Below are 14,218 nucleotides of genomic sequence, written 5' to 3'. Positions count from 1 at the left end.
CCGGCGGGGAAGTCGTCGAGCAAGCGCGCGCAGGAAGCGGAGCACGGAGGACAGGTAGCCTTTCCTCCGTGCCCCGCCTCTCTGAAGTCATCGCCGCGCTCGACGCCCTCTGGCCCCCCGAGCGGGCCGAGCAGTGGGACGCCGTCGGCACGGTCTGCGGCGACCCCGACGCGGAGATCGACCGCGTCCTCTTCGCCGTCGACCCGGTCCAGGAGATCGCCGACGAGGCGATCACCCTGGGCGCCCAGCTGATCGTCGCCCACCACCCGCTCTACCTGCGCGGTACGACGACGGTCGCCGCCTCCCACTTCAAGGGCCGGGTCGTGCACAGCCTGATCAAGCACGACATCGCCCTGCACGTCGCCCACACGAACGCCGACACCGCCGACCCCGGTGTCTCCGACGCCCTCGCCGGCGCCCTCGACCTGCGGGTCACCGGGCCCCTCGTCGCCGAGAACAACCTCGGCCGGATCTGCGAGCTCGACCACCCGGAGACCCTGTCGGAGTTCGCGGCGCGCGCCGCGAAGCGGCTGCCCACCACGTCGCAGGGCATCCGGGTCGCCGGCGACCCCACCATGATCGTGCGCCGGGTCGCCGTCGCCGGCGGATCCGGCGACGGCCTCTTCGACGCCGTACGGGCCGCGGGCGTGGACGCCTTCCTCACCGCCGACCTGCGCCACCACCCGGCGTCCGAGGCGGTTCAGCACACTCCGCTGGGCCTGGTCGACGCCGCCCACTGGGCCACCGAATGGCCCTGGTGCGAGCAGGCCGCCTCCCAGCTCGACGAGATTTCCGACCGCAATGGATGGGGCCTGCGGGTCCACGTCTCGAAGACGGTCACCGACCCCTGGTCCTCCCACCACAATTCTGGAGCCCCCAACTGAACGCCGCGCCCGCCGACCAGATCCGACTCCTCGACGTCCAGGCCCTGGACGTACGACTGCAGCAGCTCGCCCACAAGCGCAAGTCGCTGCCCGAGCACGCCGAGATCGAGTCGCTGAACAAGGACCTCACCCAGCTGCGCGATCTGCTCGTCGCCGCGCAGACCGAGGAGAGCGACTGCGCCCGCGAGCAGACCAAGGCGGAGCAGGACGTCGACCAGGTGCGCCAGCGCGCCGCCCGTGACCAGCAGCGCCTGGACTCCGGCGCGGTCACCTCCCCCAAGGACCTGGAGAACCTCCAGAAGGAGATCGTCTCGCTGGCCAAGCGCCAGGGCGACCTGGAGGACGTCGTCCTGGAGGTCATGGAGCGCCGCGAGTCCGCCCAGGAGCGGGTGACCGAGCTCACCGGCCGGCTGGAGTCCGTCCAGGCCAAGGCCGACGACGCGACCGCCCGCCGGGACACGGCGCAGGCCGAGCTCGACGGCGAGGCCGAGTCCGTACGCAAGGAGCGCGAGCTGGTCGCCGGGTCGATCCCGGCCGACCTGCTGAAGCTGTACGAGAAGCTGCGCGAGCAGCAGGGCGGTGTGGGCGCGGCCCGGCTGTACCAGCGCCGCTGCGAGGGCTGCCACATCGAGCTGAACATCACCGAGCTGAACGATGTGCGGGCGGCCTCCGCCGACACCGTCGTGCGCTGCGAGAACTGCCGCCGGATCCTGGTCCGTACGTCGGAGTCCGGCCTCTGATGGCTTCGGGGGAGCTGCGTGAGCTGATCGTCGAGGCCGACGGCGGCTCCCGGGGGAACCCGGGCCCGGCCGGCTACGGCGCGGTCGTCCTCGACGCGGCGACGGGCGAGCCGCTCGCCGAGACCGCCGAGTACATCGGGGTCGCGACGAACAACGTCGCCGAGTACAAGGGCCTGATCGCGGGCCTGCGGGCGGTGAAAGAGCTGGCGCCGGACGCGCGGGTGCGGGTCCGGATGGACTCCAAGCTGGTCGTCGAGCAGATGTCGGGACGCTGGAAGATCAAGCATCCGGACATGAAGCCGCTGGCGGCGGAGGCCGCCCGGATCCTGCCGGCCGGGCAGGTCCGCTACGAGTGGATCCCGCGCGAGCAGAACAAGCACGCGGACCGGCTCGCCAACGAGGCGATGGACGCGGGCAAGCACGGCAGGCAGTGGCAGCCCTCCGCCTCGACCGCCGCCCTGGACACGGCGGCGGCCCGCAACGCCGCCGCCGTCCCCGCCCCGCCGTCGGGCCCGCCCGGCGACGCGACGGCGGGCGCGGCGAAGGCGAGGGCGGCCCTGGCGGGGGCGACGACGGCTCCGGTCGGCGGTGCCGCCGTTGGTACGGCTGCGTCCGGGGTGACTGGCGTGGCGCCGTGGGCCGGAGCTGCCGATGCGCAGGCTGCGGCTGAGCGGGCTGCCGCCACCGGCGCCGCACCCGGCTGGGGGCCCGACATGGGGGCGCCGGCGACATTCGTACTACTGCGGCATGGGGAGACCGCGCTCACTCCGGAGAAGCGGTTCTCCGGGAGTGGTGGGGCCGATCCCGAGCTGTCCGGCGCCGGATGGCGCCAGGCCGAGGCCGTCGCCGCCGCGCTCGCCGCACGCGGCACGATCCAGGAGATCATCAGCTCACCCCTCACCCGCTGCCGGCAGACCGCCGAGACCGTGGCCGCCCGCCTCGGCCTGGACGTGCAGATCGACGACGGCCTGCGGGAGACCGACTTCGGCGCCTGGGAAGGGCTGACCTTCGCGGAGGTACGGGAGCGCTACCCCGACGACCTCGACGCCTGGCTCGCCTCCCCGAAGGCGGCCCCGACGGGCGGCGGCGAGAGCTTCGCGACCGTCGCCCGCCGCGTGGCGGCGACCCGGGACCGGCTGACGGCTCGTCACGCGGGCCGCACGATCCTCCTCGTCACCCACGTCACCCCGGTCAAGACCCTGATCCGCCTCGCCCTCGGCGCCCCGCCGGAGTCACTGTTCCGCATGGAGCTGTCGGCGGCCTCGCTCTCCGCAGTGGCGTACTACGCCGACGGCAACGCCTCCGTACGCCTCCTGAACGACACGTCGCACCTGAGGTGAGGCGGTGGGGTGGGGATCGCGGCCGCGCCAGCCGCGCCGCCGCACCTCCCGCCCGAGGTGACATGGTGACGTGCAATGTCACGGGTGGGGGAGGGCGGTGTCCCGATGACGTGCAATGTCACAGGGCGGGGCGGTGGTGATTCGGTGGCGTGCAATGTCACCGGTGGTGTGGCGGTGTCTCCGTGACGGGCAATGTCACGGGTGGTGTGGCGGTGTCTCCGTGACGGGCAATGTCACGGGTGGTGTGGCGGTGGCCCCGTGACGCGCAATGTCACCCGTGGCCCTGCGGTGACGCCATGACGTGGCATGTCACCGGTGACGTGGACGCCTTCCGGACCGCCGCCGGCGAGCACCTCGCCGCGGACCCCGCCCGGAACACCGTGCTGCTCACCGTCAGCGAGGGCGCACGCCGAGCGCCCGTCGACGGCGCACGTTACGGCTGGTGGACCGAGCCGGACGGGCGGGTGACCGGGGCCTTCCTGGTCACCCCGCCCCATCCGCCGGCCCTCGGCCCGATGCCCGACCGGGCCGCCCGCGCCCTCGCGCGCGAGCTGCCGGATGCCACCGGCGCACGCGGCGAGTACGCACCCGCCCACGCGTTCGCCGAGGCCATGGGCCAGAACTGGACGACGGCCCGGCGGATGCGGCTCTTCCGGCTCGGTACCCTCACCCCGCCACATCCCTCGCCACCAGGACGGGCACGGGCCGCGGTCACCGCCGACGTACCGCTCGCCCTCGGCTGGATGCGCGGCTTCGCCGCCGACATCGGCGAGGACCCCGACGCCGACTACGCCCCGAACATCGAGGCCCGCGTCGCCGACGGCCGCCTCCACCTCTGGGAGACCGACGACGGACCGGTCGCGATGGCGAGCATCTCGCCTCTCGTCGCGGACCAGGCCCGGCTCTCGCCCGTCTACACCCCGCCCCCCTGGCGCGGCCGGGGCTTCGGGGGAGCCGTCACCAGCGCCGTCAGCCGGGCGGCCCTGGACGCCGGAGCCCGGCAGGTGCTGCTCTTCACCGACCTGGCCAACCCGACGAGCAACGCCCTTTACCAGCGCCTCGGTTACCGTCCCCTGGTCGATCACGTGGCACTTACCACCACCCACACCCCGCGTCACACCTGACACGTAGGCTACGTGGCATGCGCACACTCATCGCGGTGCACGGTGAAGGCGCCGACGGCGCCCACGAGTTGAGACGCTGGCTGAGTGCGGTGCCGCAGCTGCGGGGCCGCATACACAGCGGCGCGACGCAGGCCGAACCCCCCGCCGGCGCCATGGGCCTGGCGACGGACGCCCTGCTCGCGGTTCTCGCGCCGGGCGGGGTGGCCGCGGTCTTCGCCGGGGCGGTCGTCGCCTGGGCCCAGACCCGCAGGGGCAGCCAGACGATCACCATCACGCGCCCTGACGGCACCCAGGTCACCGTCTCCACCACCCACGTACGCGGCCTGGACGCCCAGCAGTCGGCGGACCTGGCCCGCCAACTCGCCACGGACATCACGGGACCACCCGCGGCCCCGGGCCAAACGGTGCCCCCCGACGCCCCGCCCGTCACGCGCCCTGCCCCGCCCGCCCCGCCTCCGGCGCTCCCCGGCGCCTCTGCCGATACCTCGCCCTCCCCCGACGCCCCGCCCGTTACGCGCCCTGCCCCGCCCGCGGCGCTCCCCGGAGCCTCGCCCGACACCTCGCCGCCCCCCGCCCTCCCGGGCCCCGGCACCCCGGCCGACGCCCCGCCCCCCACCCCATGACCGGCGGCCTCGCCGAGGACGGGGCGCGGGCGGTCATCGTCGGGACCGGGGCGCACGCGCCCGGCTCCGCGCTCCCCGGGCTGCCGTCCGTCGACACCACCCTCGACGACCTGCGACGGCTCCTGCGCGACGTCTGCGGCATGGCCGACGACCGCATCCACCGGGTCCCGGCGACCGCTCGCCCCGACGAGATCGTGGCCGCCGTGGAGCGGGCCGTCGACGAGGCGACGGGAGTGGTGCTGTTCCTCTACGCCGGGCACGGGCTGCTCGGCCCCGGCGACGAGCTGTACTTCGCCACCCGTACGAGCCGGTCCGCCGAGCAGATCGCGGACGCCGTCCCGTACCACACGCTCAAAGGGCTGCTCGGCCGCGCCGCCGCGGGCAGCGTCGTCGTCCTCGACTGCTGCTTCTCCGGCCGGGCCGGGGCACCCACCGGCGCCCGGGCGGCCGACCCGTTCGTCTCCGCACGCCCCACCGGCAGCTTCCTCCTCAGCTCCGCCGCGTACTTCGCCCTCTCGTACGCCCCCGAGGGCGAGCGGCACACCCTCTTCGGCGGAGGGCTCGTCGAGCTCCTCGAATCCGGTGACCCCACCGGCCCGCCCCATCTCACCCTGGACCACCTCCACGCCGCGCTGGACCGGAAGTTCAGAGGCGGGCTCATCCAGCCGCAGCGGCAGAGCGAGGGAACGCTTGGCGCCCTCGCCGTCGCCCCCAACGCCGCCTACCGGCCCCCGCCCCCGGCCGGCCCGGACGGCGCCCCGCCCGCCGACGTGCCCTGCCCGTACCCCGGCATGGAGGCCTTCCGCGCGGAGGACAGCGGCTACTTCCACGGCCGCGACGCGCTCACCGACCGCCTGGTGACCGCGCTGACTGACACCGACGTGCCGCATCCGCTGGTCCTCGTCGGCGCGTCCGGCGTCGGCAAGTCGTCCCTGTTACGGGCCGGACTCCTCGCCCGCCTCGAGCGCGCCCCCGAGCCCTGGCCGACGCTCCTGCTGTCCGCGCCGGGCCCCCGTCCGCTGCGCGCGCTGGCCGAACTGTGGGCCCGGGCCACCGGCCGCGACCCGGACGACGTACGGGCCGCGCTCGACGACGGCCGGCTGGCGCCCCCGCTGCCGGGGCGTACGGCCTGCCGGCTGCTGGTCGTCGACCAGTTCGAGGAGGTATTCACGCGCTGCGGCGACGCGGAGGAGCGCGCCCGGTTCATCGCGGTCCTCACCGCCGGCGCCCCCGGCCACCCCAAGGTCGTCCTGAGCCTGCGCGCCGACCACTACGGCAGCTGCCTCGACCACCCCGCCCTCGCCGGCGCCCTCGAACACCACCAGCTGACCGTCCTGCCGATGACCGAGGACGATCTGCGCACCGCCGTCGAACAGCCCGCCTCGGCCGCCGGTCTGACCCTGCAGACCGGCCTCGTCGACCGCCTCCTGCACGACCTGCGCCAAGGCGGCCCGGCGGGCCTCGCCGGACTCCCCTTCCTCGCCCACGTGCTGCGCGAGACCTGGCTGCGCCGCAGCGGCGCCACCCTCACCCTCGCCGGATACCAGGCCACCGGCGGCATCTGGCAGTCCGTCACCACTACGACGGAGAAGCTGTACCAGTCGCTCGACCAGCGCGGCCGGACGGCCTTGCGCGAACTGCTCCTGCGCATGGTGCACGTCGGCGCCGACGCCTCCGAGGACGCCGTACGCCGCCGCATCCCGACCGCCGAGCTGCTGTCGGCGGGTCGCGCCATCCTCGACCGGCTCGTCGAGTCCCGGCTCGTCACCCTCGACCAGTCCAGCGCCCAGATCTCCCACGAGGCCCTCCTGCGCGCCTGGCCCCGCCTGCACCGCTGGATCGACGAGAACCGCGCCGAACTCGTCCTGCGCCAGCAGCTCGCCGACGACGCCGACGAATGGAACTCCGCCCACCGCCACCCGGGCTACCTTTACCGCGGCCCCCGCCTGGCAACCGCCGCGAGCCTCCTGCGCCGCAACCGCCTCACCCGCCCCCTGGACATCGACTTCGTCGAGCGCGGCCTTGCGGAGGAGGCAGCCGAACGCCGGAGGGAAGCCCACAGCACGCGCCGCCTCAAGCGGGCGCTGGGCGGTGTGGCGCTGGCCCTGTGCGTGGCGCTGATCGCCGCGTTCATCGCGTACGGCGAGCAGAACGAGACGGAGGAGCAGCGCCGCATCGCGGAGCAGCAGAGCGTGGTGGCGACGTACCGGGCACTGAAGGCGGAAGCGGAGACGCTCCGCCCGACCCAGCCGCAGACGGCGCTGCGGCTGGCGATCGCGGCGTACCGGATCCAGCCGTCGGCGGAGTCGCGTACGGCGCTCTTCGACGGGCTGGCCCAGGGGCACTTCGCCGGGCGGGTGACGGTCGAGGACCGGTCGTGGGACGTCCGCGTCCTGGGCGGCGGCGGCCGTCTCCTTGCCCTCGATCGTCTCCGCGAGGGACGGCGGCTCGAGCTGTGGGACGTCGGCACACCGGGTCGGCCGGGCCGTCGGCTCGCGGCCTTCGACGCCTGCCCCGACGACGTCAAGGCCGCCGACTTCAGTCCCGACGCCCGGACACTGGCCGTGGCCTGCAAGGACGGGACGGTGAGCCTGTGGAGCCTGCGTACGCCCGCGACACCGCGCCGCACCACCGTCATGCGCGCGCCGGGGCTACCCAAGCACGCCAACGCGATCAGGTTCGGCCCGGACGGCAGGACCCTGGGCGGGGTCGGCTGGTGGCAGGACAACGACCGCTACGGCGCGCTCGTGCTGTGGGACGTACGGGACCAGGCACGGCCGCGCCAACTTGGTGTCCGGCGAGGGGTGTACGAAAGCAAGGAGCTGCATTTCAGTCCTGACGGGCGGACCCTGTTCACCGCTTCCGGTGCGATCCTCTACGTCAAGGACTGGCACGACAAGGACTCGATAGCCCACCACTCCGGTGCGAAGCTGTGGGACATCACCGACCCGGCCCGGCCCAAGGAACTGAGCACGTTTCCCGTACGGGAGGAGGCGGCGGCCTTCAGCCCGGACGGTCGCCGGCTGGCCACCGCCGGCGGCGGGACCGTAGAGCTCTGGGATCTCTCCACACCGGCCAAGCCCCGCCGCATGCACCACTGGCTCGCCCACAAGGAGAATGTCACCGCCCTCGCCTTCCGGCCGGACGGCACAACGCTCGCCACGGGCAGCCTGGACAAGAGCGTGGTCCTGTGGAACGTCACCGATCCGAAGAAGCCCGCGAAGGTGACGACCCTGGTCGAGCACGACGGGTTGGTGGACACGATGGCGTTCGCTTCCGACGGCCGACGGCTCGTCAGCGCCGCGGACGAGGAGGTCATCCACTGGAGGGCGGGGGGAGACGGCCGGCCACGAGCGGTCGCGTCCTTCGACGGGATGCGGGGCTACGACACCTTCGACCTCAGCCCCGACGGCACGCTCCTCGCGGGCGGCGGGGACGAAGTGGTGGACCTGTGGGACGTCCGCGACCTACTACGCCCCAAGCGCCTGGCCTCCCTGGCCGGCCATACGTCCACCGTCAGGGGCGTCGCCTTCAGCGGGGACGGAAAGTCGCTGGTCAGCGGCGATCGCGGCGGCAAGATCGTGTTCTGGGACATTGTCAGACCGACGCGTCCGCGTACGACGGCCACCGTGCGGCGCGACAAGCCGGTCGAGCAGCTGGCCTTCTCACCGCGCGGGGACAGGCTGGTGTCGGTGGAGGGCGACCTGCCGTCCCCGTCCGGCCAGGGCACGGTCTGGGACACGACGGACCGTCGCCGCCCCCGCGCCCTTCTCACCCTCGCCGACCTGGTCCTGGTGGAAGCGCCACGTTTCCGGCCCGACGGCAAGCTTCTCGCCTTCCAGGTCTGGACCGCGAAGCCACTCGGCGTCCAGACGCTGCTGTGGGACATGACGCCGGGCGGGAAACGCGTCGAGGTGAAGGGCGCAGGACCCTTCGCGTTCTCCGCCGACGGTCAGACCTTCGCGAACCTGTACCTGGGCGACGACCTCGAACTGTGGGAGGTCACCGACCCCCTTCGACCCCGCGCGCTGGGCAGAGCGGCGAAGAGGGGAAGAGGGCAGAAACTCCAGGAGCTGGCGTTCCATCCCGGCGGCAACCTGGTCGCCGGGGCGACCAGGGAGGGGAGCGTCGTGCTGTGGGCGGTCGGTGACCGTGGCCTGCCCCACCAGGTCGCGAACCTCACCGAGGCCCGTGCGGGGGTGGATTCCGTACGGTTCACCCCGGACGGGCGTCGTCTGCTCGCCACGGACGGGCGCAGCGTCCTCGTCTGGGACCTGGACGACTTCCCTGAGATCGCCGCCGACACGCTCGGTCGCGCGTGCGCGGTGGCGGGCCGCGGCCTCGCCGACACGTACGACGAATGGAAGAGGTACGCGTCAGCGCTGAAGTACCGGAAGACCTGCCCCTAAGGCACTACCCCGCCAGCGCCGCCGCCCCCCGCGCCAGCGCCTCCACCCGCCCCCAGTCCCGCGCCGCGACCGCGTCCGCCGGGAGCATCCACGTACCGCCGACGCAGCCGACGTTCGGCAGCGCGAGGTAGGACGGTGCCGAGGCCAGGGAGATCCCCCCGGTCGGGCAGAAGCGGGCCTGGGGGAGCGGGCCGGAGAGGGACTTCAGGTACGGGATGCCGCCCGCGGCCTCCGCCGGGAAGAACTTCATCTCGCTCACCCCGCGCTCCAGCAGCGCCACGACCTCCGACGCCGTCGACACCCCCGGCAGGAACGGCACCCCCGACGCCCGCATCGCCTGCACGAGGGCGTCCGTCCACCCCGGACTCACCAGGAACCGCGCCCCGGCCGCCACCGCGTCCCGTACGCCCCGAGCCGTGAGGACCGTACCCGCACCGACCACGGCCTCCGGCACCCCGTCCGCGATCGCCCGGATCGCCCCGAGCGCGGCGGGTGTGCGCAACGTGACCTCGATCGCGGGCAGGCCCCCGGCGACGAGGGCCCGGGCGAGGGGGACGGCGTCGGCGGCATCGTCAAGGACGACCACGGGGACGACGGGGGCGAGGTCGAGGACGGAGGCCATGGCGCCATCCTCACGGGGTGTCGCGACACTCGCAACGAACGTTGCACATGCCGCAACGGGCGGTCAGTGAATCTCGTCCACCAGCACATCCAGAGACCAGGCCGTCCCCGCCCGCGCCGGAGCCTTCGGCTCCACCACGTACCCCAGCCCCCGCAGCGTCTCCACCAGCTCCGCCGGGTCCTTCGGGGCCGCCGCCGACTGAAGGAGGCCGCGGACGATCCGTCCCTTCGTCGCCTTGTTGAAGTGGCTCACCACCTTCCGCGTCGGCGCGTGCAGCACCCGCACCGTCGCCGTGCGCTCCGCCACCTCACCCTTCGGCTTCCAAGCCGTCGCGTACGCCGCCGACCGCAGGTCCAGCACGAGACCCTCCCCGGCCGCCTCGGGCAGCACCGACGCCATCGGCGTGCGCCAGTACGCGCCCAGCGCGCCCAGGCCCGGCAGCTTCACGCCCATCGAGCAGCGGTACGACGGGATCAGGTCGTCCACCCGGACCGCGCCCCACAGGCCGGAGAACACCAGCAGCCGCTCCCGCGCCCGGCGCCGCGCCGCCGCGTCCAGGGTGGCCAGGTCCAGGGCGTCGTACAGCACGCCCGTGTAGATCTCACCGGCCGGCCGCGCCCCAGCAGTCCGCAGTCCGGTGTTCTTGGCGATCTCGCCGCGCAGGCCCTCGCTCAGGCCGAGGACCTCTCGCGCCTTCTCCTCGTCCGAGACGCACAGCTCCACCAGCTCGTCCAGGACCGCGGCCCGCCCCTCGGCGAGGCCGGGCAGGGACAGCGCCTCCGGCTTGAGCGGAGCCCCGCGCCCGGAGGCGGCCTTACCCTCCGACGGCGGCAACAGCACGAGCACGGCGTTTCTCCTTCATGACGTACGGGACGGGGGTGCGGCCCCGACCGCCCAGCGTACAAAGCCCCGCCCCGCCGAAATGCCGCCCCGCGCCCCCCGGCCTACGCTCGACCCATGCCCCGCCGTCATATCCGTGTGATCGGCGCAGACGACGGTCCGCTGCAGGCCGCCCTGCGCGCACTCCGCACCCAGCTCCGCATCCCCGCGGGCTTCCCGCCGGACGTCGTCGCCGAGGCGGCGGCGTCCGCCAAGAACCCGGCCCTGCCGGACCACGACGCGACCGACATCCCCTTCTTCACCATCGACCCGCCGACCTCCGTCGACCTCGACCAGGCCATGCACCTGGCCCGGCGCGACGGCGGATACCGCGTCCACTACGCCATCGCCGACGTCGCCGCGTTCGTCACCCCCGGCGGCGCGGTCGACGCCGAGGCCCACCGGCGCGCGCTGACGCTCTACCTCCCGGACGGCAAGGTGCCCCTGTACCCCGCCGTGATCTCCGAGGGCGCCGCCAGCCTGCTGCCCGGCAACACCGCGCCCGCGCTGCTGTGGCGCATCGACCTCGACGCCGAGGGGCGCAACGTCGGCACCGACGTACGGCGCGCGCTCGTCCGCAGCCGCGCCAAGTACGACTACGCGGGCGTCCAGGCCCAGATCGACGCCGGCACCGCCGAGGAACCCGTCGCCCTCCTCAAGCCCGTCGGACTTCTCCGCGAACGGCTGGAGATCGAACGCGGCGGGGTCTCCCTCAACGTCCCCGAGCAGGAGATCATCGTCGGGGCCGACGGCTCGTTCTCCCTCGAATACCGCGCCCCCCGGCCCGTCGACGGCTGGAACGCCCAGATCTCCCTGCTCACGGGCATGGCCGCGGCCGACCTGATGACGGCGGCCGGCACCGGCATCCTGCGCACCCTGCCGACCGCCCCCAGCGGGGAGGTGGCCCGGCTGCGCCGCACTGCGAAGGCGCTGGGCATCGACTGGCCGCACCACGTCTCGTACGCGGAGCTCATCCGTTCGCTCGACCCGCACCAGAGCAGGCACGCCGCGTTCCTCCAGGAGGCGACCAGTCTGCTGCGCGGGTCGGACTACACCGTCTTCACCGGCGGCCAGGTGCCGGTGCCCGCCGTCCACGCGGCCGTCGCCGACGAGTACACCCACGTCACCGCACCGCTGCGGCGCCTGATCGACCGGTACGCGGGCGAGTTGAGCCTGTCGGCCGCCGCGGGCACGCCGCCGCCCGACTGGGTGGTGGGCGCGCTGGAGGCGCTCCGGCAGGCCATGAAGAACGGGTCCCGGCTCGCCAACACCGCCGAACGCAGGTGCGTCGACATCGTCGAGGCGGCGCTGATGAGCAACCGGATCGGGGAGACCTTCGACTCGGTCGTCATCGACGTCCAGGAACAGGAACCGGACCTCGGCACCGTCCACCTGAAGGACCCGGCCGTGGTCGGCCGCGTCGAGGCCGACGGTGCGGAACTGCCCCTGGGCGACCGGCTACGGGTCCGGCTCACGGAGGCGTCCCCGGGGACGGCGAACGTCCTGTTCGTCCCGGCGTGAGGTCATGGGGGCCGGCAGTGTGAGCCGCGCCCCGCGTCGAGCCGTCCGCCGTCACGCGTGACATTGCACGCACGGCCGTCAGCCCAGTGGCCTCACGCGTGACATTGCACGCGCGGCCGTCAGCTCGATGTGCCCTCACGCGTGACATTGCAACGCGCGGCACCCGCCGCACCCGCCACCGCCTCCCGCACCGCCGCCCCCAGCGCCCTCGCGTCGTCGGCGTGGCACCGTACGGTCCTCACCTCGTAGCGCCGCCCCAGCATGCTCACGGCCGTCACCGGCTCCGACAGCTCCAGCGTCAGCGACGTCTGCGCCGCCACCTTCAGGTCGAGGACGCCTTCCTGCTTCTCATGCGTGAACAGCAGCTCGTGCCGGACTGCCGCGATCCGCTCCAGCGGGATCCGCAGATCCACATGGGCGGCCTGGCGCAGCCGCAGAGTGTCCGACGTCAGCACATGGGGCCGGGTGACGGACGCCGCCTGCAGGCCGACGACGAACAGCACCGTGTACACGTCCAGGAAGAGGACCACGGCGTGCACCATCGGCCAGGCGCCCAGGAGGTACGACATCCCGACCGTCTCCACCGCGCACACGAACGCGAAGCCGTACATCAGCGCCGCCTGGTCCCGGGCGTGCCCGAACGCCCGGTCGCCCGGTCCCACGCCGTCACGCCGCCGGGCCGTCCAGAGCAGCAGGCTGTGCATCAGCCGCAGCTCGTGACCGACCAGTCGCAGCACCGGCACCGGCACCGGCACCCGCCGCGCCGTTCTCCGCAGGGCCCGCCTCACCGGGCACGCTCCATGACGATCCGCAGGGCCCGGGCCACCGCCGCGCCCTGGGCCGGGGCGAAGTCGGCGAGGAAGACATCCAGGAACCGGCCCTCGGACCCGGCCCCGCCCGCCTCCGGGCCGAGGTGGGCGACGGCCGCGTCCGGGATGAGCTCCGCGAGTCCCCGCGCCGCCGTCTCGACCGCCGGGTCGGCCGGGTCCGCGTCCACGAGGGCGTCGAGCATCCCGTACACCTCATGGGCCCGCTCCACCGCTCCCGGAGACCGGGCCATCGTGTGCAGGGCTTCCATCATCCGGTCCCGTTCGGCGTCCGAGGCCACGGTGTCCAGCAGGGCCAGCACCTCCCGGTCCTTCGCGGCCATCGGGGAGGCGTCCGCCGGGCCGCCGGCCATCTCACGGAACACTTCGGCAAGGCGCGGCGACACCGGCCCCTCGGCAGGCAGCCGCCCGGCACGCGCCTGCTCCAGCAGCACCGCGAGCCGCGCCCTGCGTGACTTGACCAGCGCCTCCTGCCGCCCGAGGTCGGCGTCCAACTCCTCCAGTACGTCGACCAGCTCGCGGCCCTCGTCGTCGGCGACCACGTCCCGCACCTCGTCCAGCCCGAGCCCCAGCTCGGTCAGCCGCCTGATCCGGGCCAGCAGTACCGCGTCGCGCAGGGTGTAGTCGCGGTATCCGTTGGCCCGGCGGACGGGCTCGGGCAGCAGCCCGAGGTGGTGGTAGTGCCTGATGGCCCGCGTGGTCATCCCCACCATCGCGGCGATCTCTCCGATACGCATGACCTCAGTACAAACGTTGACGTCGCGACAAGGTCAAGCGTCCGGGCGGGCCCCCTCGGGCGGGTAGCATGGTCGGCACGGCAGACGAGCCGGGCGGGCGGCCGCGTGGGGGTCTTTGGATCCTCCCGAGGAACGTCCGGGCTCCACAGGGCAGGGTGGTGGGTAACGCCCACCCGGGGTGACCCGCGGGACAGTGCCACAGAAAACAGACCGCCGGGGACCTCGGTCCTCGGTAAGGGTGAAACGGTGGTGTAAGAGACCACCAGCGCCTGAGGTGACTCAGGCGGCTAGGTAAACCCCACCTGGAGCAAGGTCAAGAGGGGTCGTCCTCGGACGGCCCTGCGCGGACGATCGAGGGCTGCCCGCCCGAGTCCGCGGGTAGACCGCACGAGGCCGGTGGCAACACCGGTCCTAGATGGATGGCCGTCGCCTCGACGACCGCGAGGTCCCGAGGCACAGAACCCGGCGTACAGCCCGACTCGTCTGCCCCCACCTGGGGCTTCGCCTCGGAA

At 73.6% G+C, this 14,218-nt stretch carries 11 protein-coding genes and 1 other RNA gene; 8 read left to right on the top strand and 4 right to left on the bottom strand.

Going from position 1 to position 14,218, the window contains the following annotated elements:
* Positions 1-68 precede the first annotated feature (68 nt).
* From IEZ01_RS09770 to IEZ01_RS09745, 6 genes are all read left to right on the top strand, one after another.
* Positions 69-884: a Nif3-like dinuclear metal center hexameric protein gene (locus IEZ01_RS09770; protein WP_019885906.1), complete on the top strand. Its 816-nt coding sequence runs from the start codon at positions 69-71 to the stop codon at positions 882-884.
* The gene (locus tag IEZ01_RS09765) at positions 881-1,624 is read left to right on the top strand and encodes a zinc ribbon domain-containing protein (protein ID WP_189201190.1); all 744 of its coding nucleotides are present in this window, start codon (positions 881-883) and stop codon (positions 1,622-1,624) included. The genes IEZ01_RS09770 and IEZ01_RS09765 overlap by 4 nt, the downstream gene beginning before the upstream one ends.
* The gene (locus IEZ01_RS09760) at positions 1,624-2,964 is read left to right on the top strand and encodes a bifunctional RNase H/acid phosphatase (protein WP_189201096.1); all 1,341 of its coding nucleotides are present in this window, start codon (positions 1,624-1,626) and stop codon (positions 2,962-2,964) included. Before IEZ01_RS09765 ends, IEZ01_RS09760 begins: the two co-directional genes overlap by 1 nt.
* Positions 2,965-3,260: 296 nt before the next feature.
* Entirely contained in the window at positions 3,261-4,088 is an 828-nt protein-coding gene (locus IEZ01_RS09755; protein WP_019885901.1) for a GNAT family N-acetyltransferase, read from the top strand.
* A 17-nt stretch (positions 4,089-4,105) separates the two neighbouring features.
* Complete coding sequence (locus IEZ01_RS09750; RefSeq protein ID WP_189201094.1) at positions 4,106-4,711, top strand: effector-associated constant component EACC1; 606 nt, start codon at positions 4,106-4,108, stop codon at positions 4,709-4,711.
* Entirely contained in the window at positions 4,708-9,120 is a 4,413-nt protein-coding gene (locus IEZ01_RS09745; protein WP_189201092.1) for a caspase, EACC1-associated type, read from the top strand. Before IEZ01_RS09750 ends, IEZ01_RS09745 begins: the two co-directional genes overlap by 4 nt.
* Before the next feature lie 4 nt (positions 9,121-9,124).
* Here the strand turns inward: IEZ01_RS09745 and eda are convergent, their stop codons facing one another.
* Both eda and yaaA read right to left on the bottom strand, forming a co-directional pair.
* Positions 9,125-9,742: a bifunctional 4-hydroxy-2-oxoglutarate aldolase/2-dehydro-3-deoxy-phosphogluconate aldolase gene (gene eda, locus IEZ01_RS09740; RefSeq protein WP_189201090.1), complete on the bottom strand. Its 618-nt coding sequence runs from the start codon at positions 9,740-9,742 to the stop codon at positions 9,125-9,127.
* A gap of 63 nt (positions 9,743-9,805) precedes the next feature.
* Positions 9,806-10,588 (bottom strand): peroxide stress protein YaaA, encoded by a 783-nt coding sequence (gene yaaA, locus IEZ01_RS09735; protein ID WP_189201088.1) that lies wholly within the window; start codon positions 10,586-10,588, stop codon positions 9,806-9,808.
* Positions 10,589-10,699: 111 nt separating this feature from the next.
* Here yaaA and IEZ01_RS09730 point away from each other — a divergent pair, with 111 nt between their 5' ends.
* A complete protein-coding gene (locus tag IEZ01_RS09730) occupies positions 10,700-12,142 on the top strand; it encodes an RNB domain-containing ribonuclease (protein WP_028797466.1) in 1,443 nt (480 codons plus the stop codon).
* Positions 12,143-12,261: 119 nt separating this feature from the next.
* On the opposite strand, the gene IEZ01_RS09725 is transcribed toward IEZ01_RS09730, so the two are convergent.
* Together IEZ01_RS09725 and IEZ01_RS09720 are read right to left on the bottom strand one after the other, a co-directional pair.
* A complete protein-coding gene (locus IEZ01_RS09725) occupies positions 12,262-12,930 on the bottom strand; it encodes a hypothetical protein (RefSeq protein ID WP_229832831.1) in 669 nt (222 codons plus the stop codon).
* Positions 12,927-13,706, bottom strand: coding sequence for a MerR family transcriptional regulator (locus IEZ01_RS09720; protein ID WP_019885894.1), 780 nt, complete (start codon positions 13,704-13,706; stop codon positions 12,927-12,929). Before IEZ01_RS09720 ends, IEZ01_RS09725 begins: the two co-directional genes overlap by 4 nt.
* A gap of 85 nt (positions 13,707-13,791) precedes the next feature.
* Here IEZ01_RS09720 and rnpB point away from each other — a divergent pair.
* An RNA gene (rnpB, locus tag IEZ01_RS09715) (RNase P RNA component class A) lies at positions 13,792-14,192 on the top strand.
* The last annotated feature ends 26 nt before the right edge of the window (positions 14,193-14,218 follow it).

It is taken from the genome of Streptomyces purpureus, from assembly GCF_014648195.1.
Classification (GTDB): Bacteria; Actinomycetota; Actinomycetes; order Streptomycetales; family Streptomycetaceae; genus Streptomyces; species Streptomyces purpureus.
Note: the sequence above shows the minus strand (reverse complement) of the source record. Positions and strands in the feature narration are given on the sequence as shown.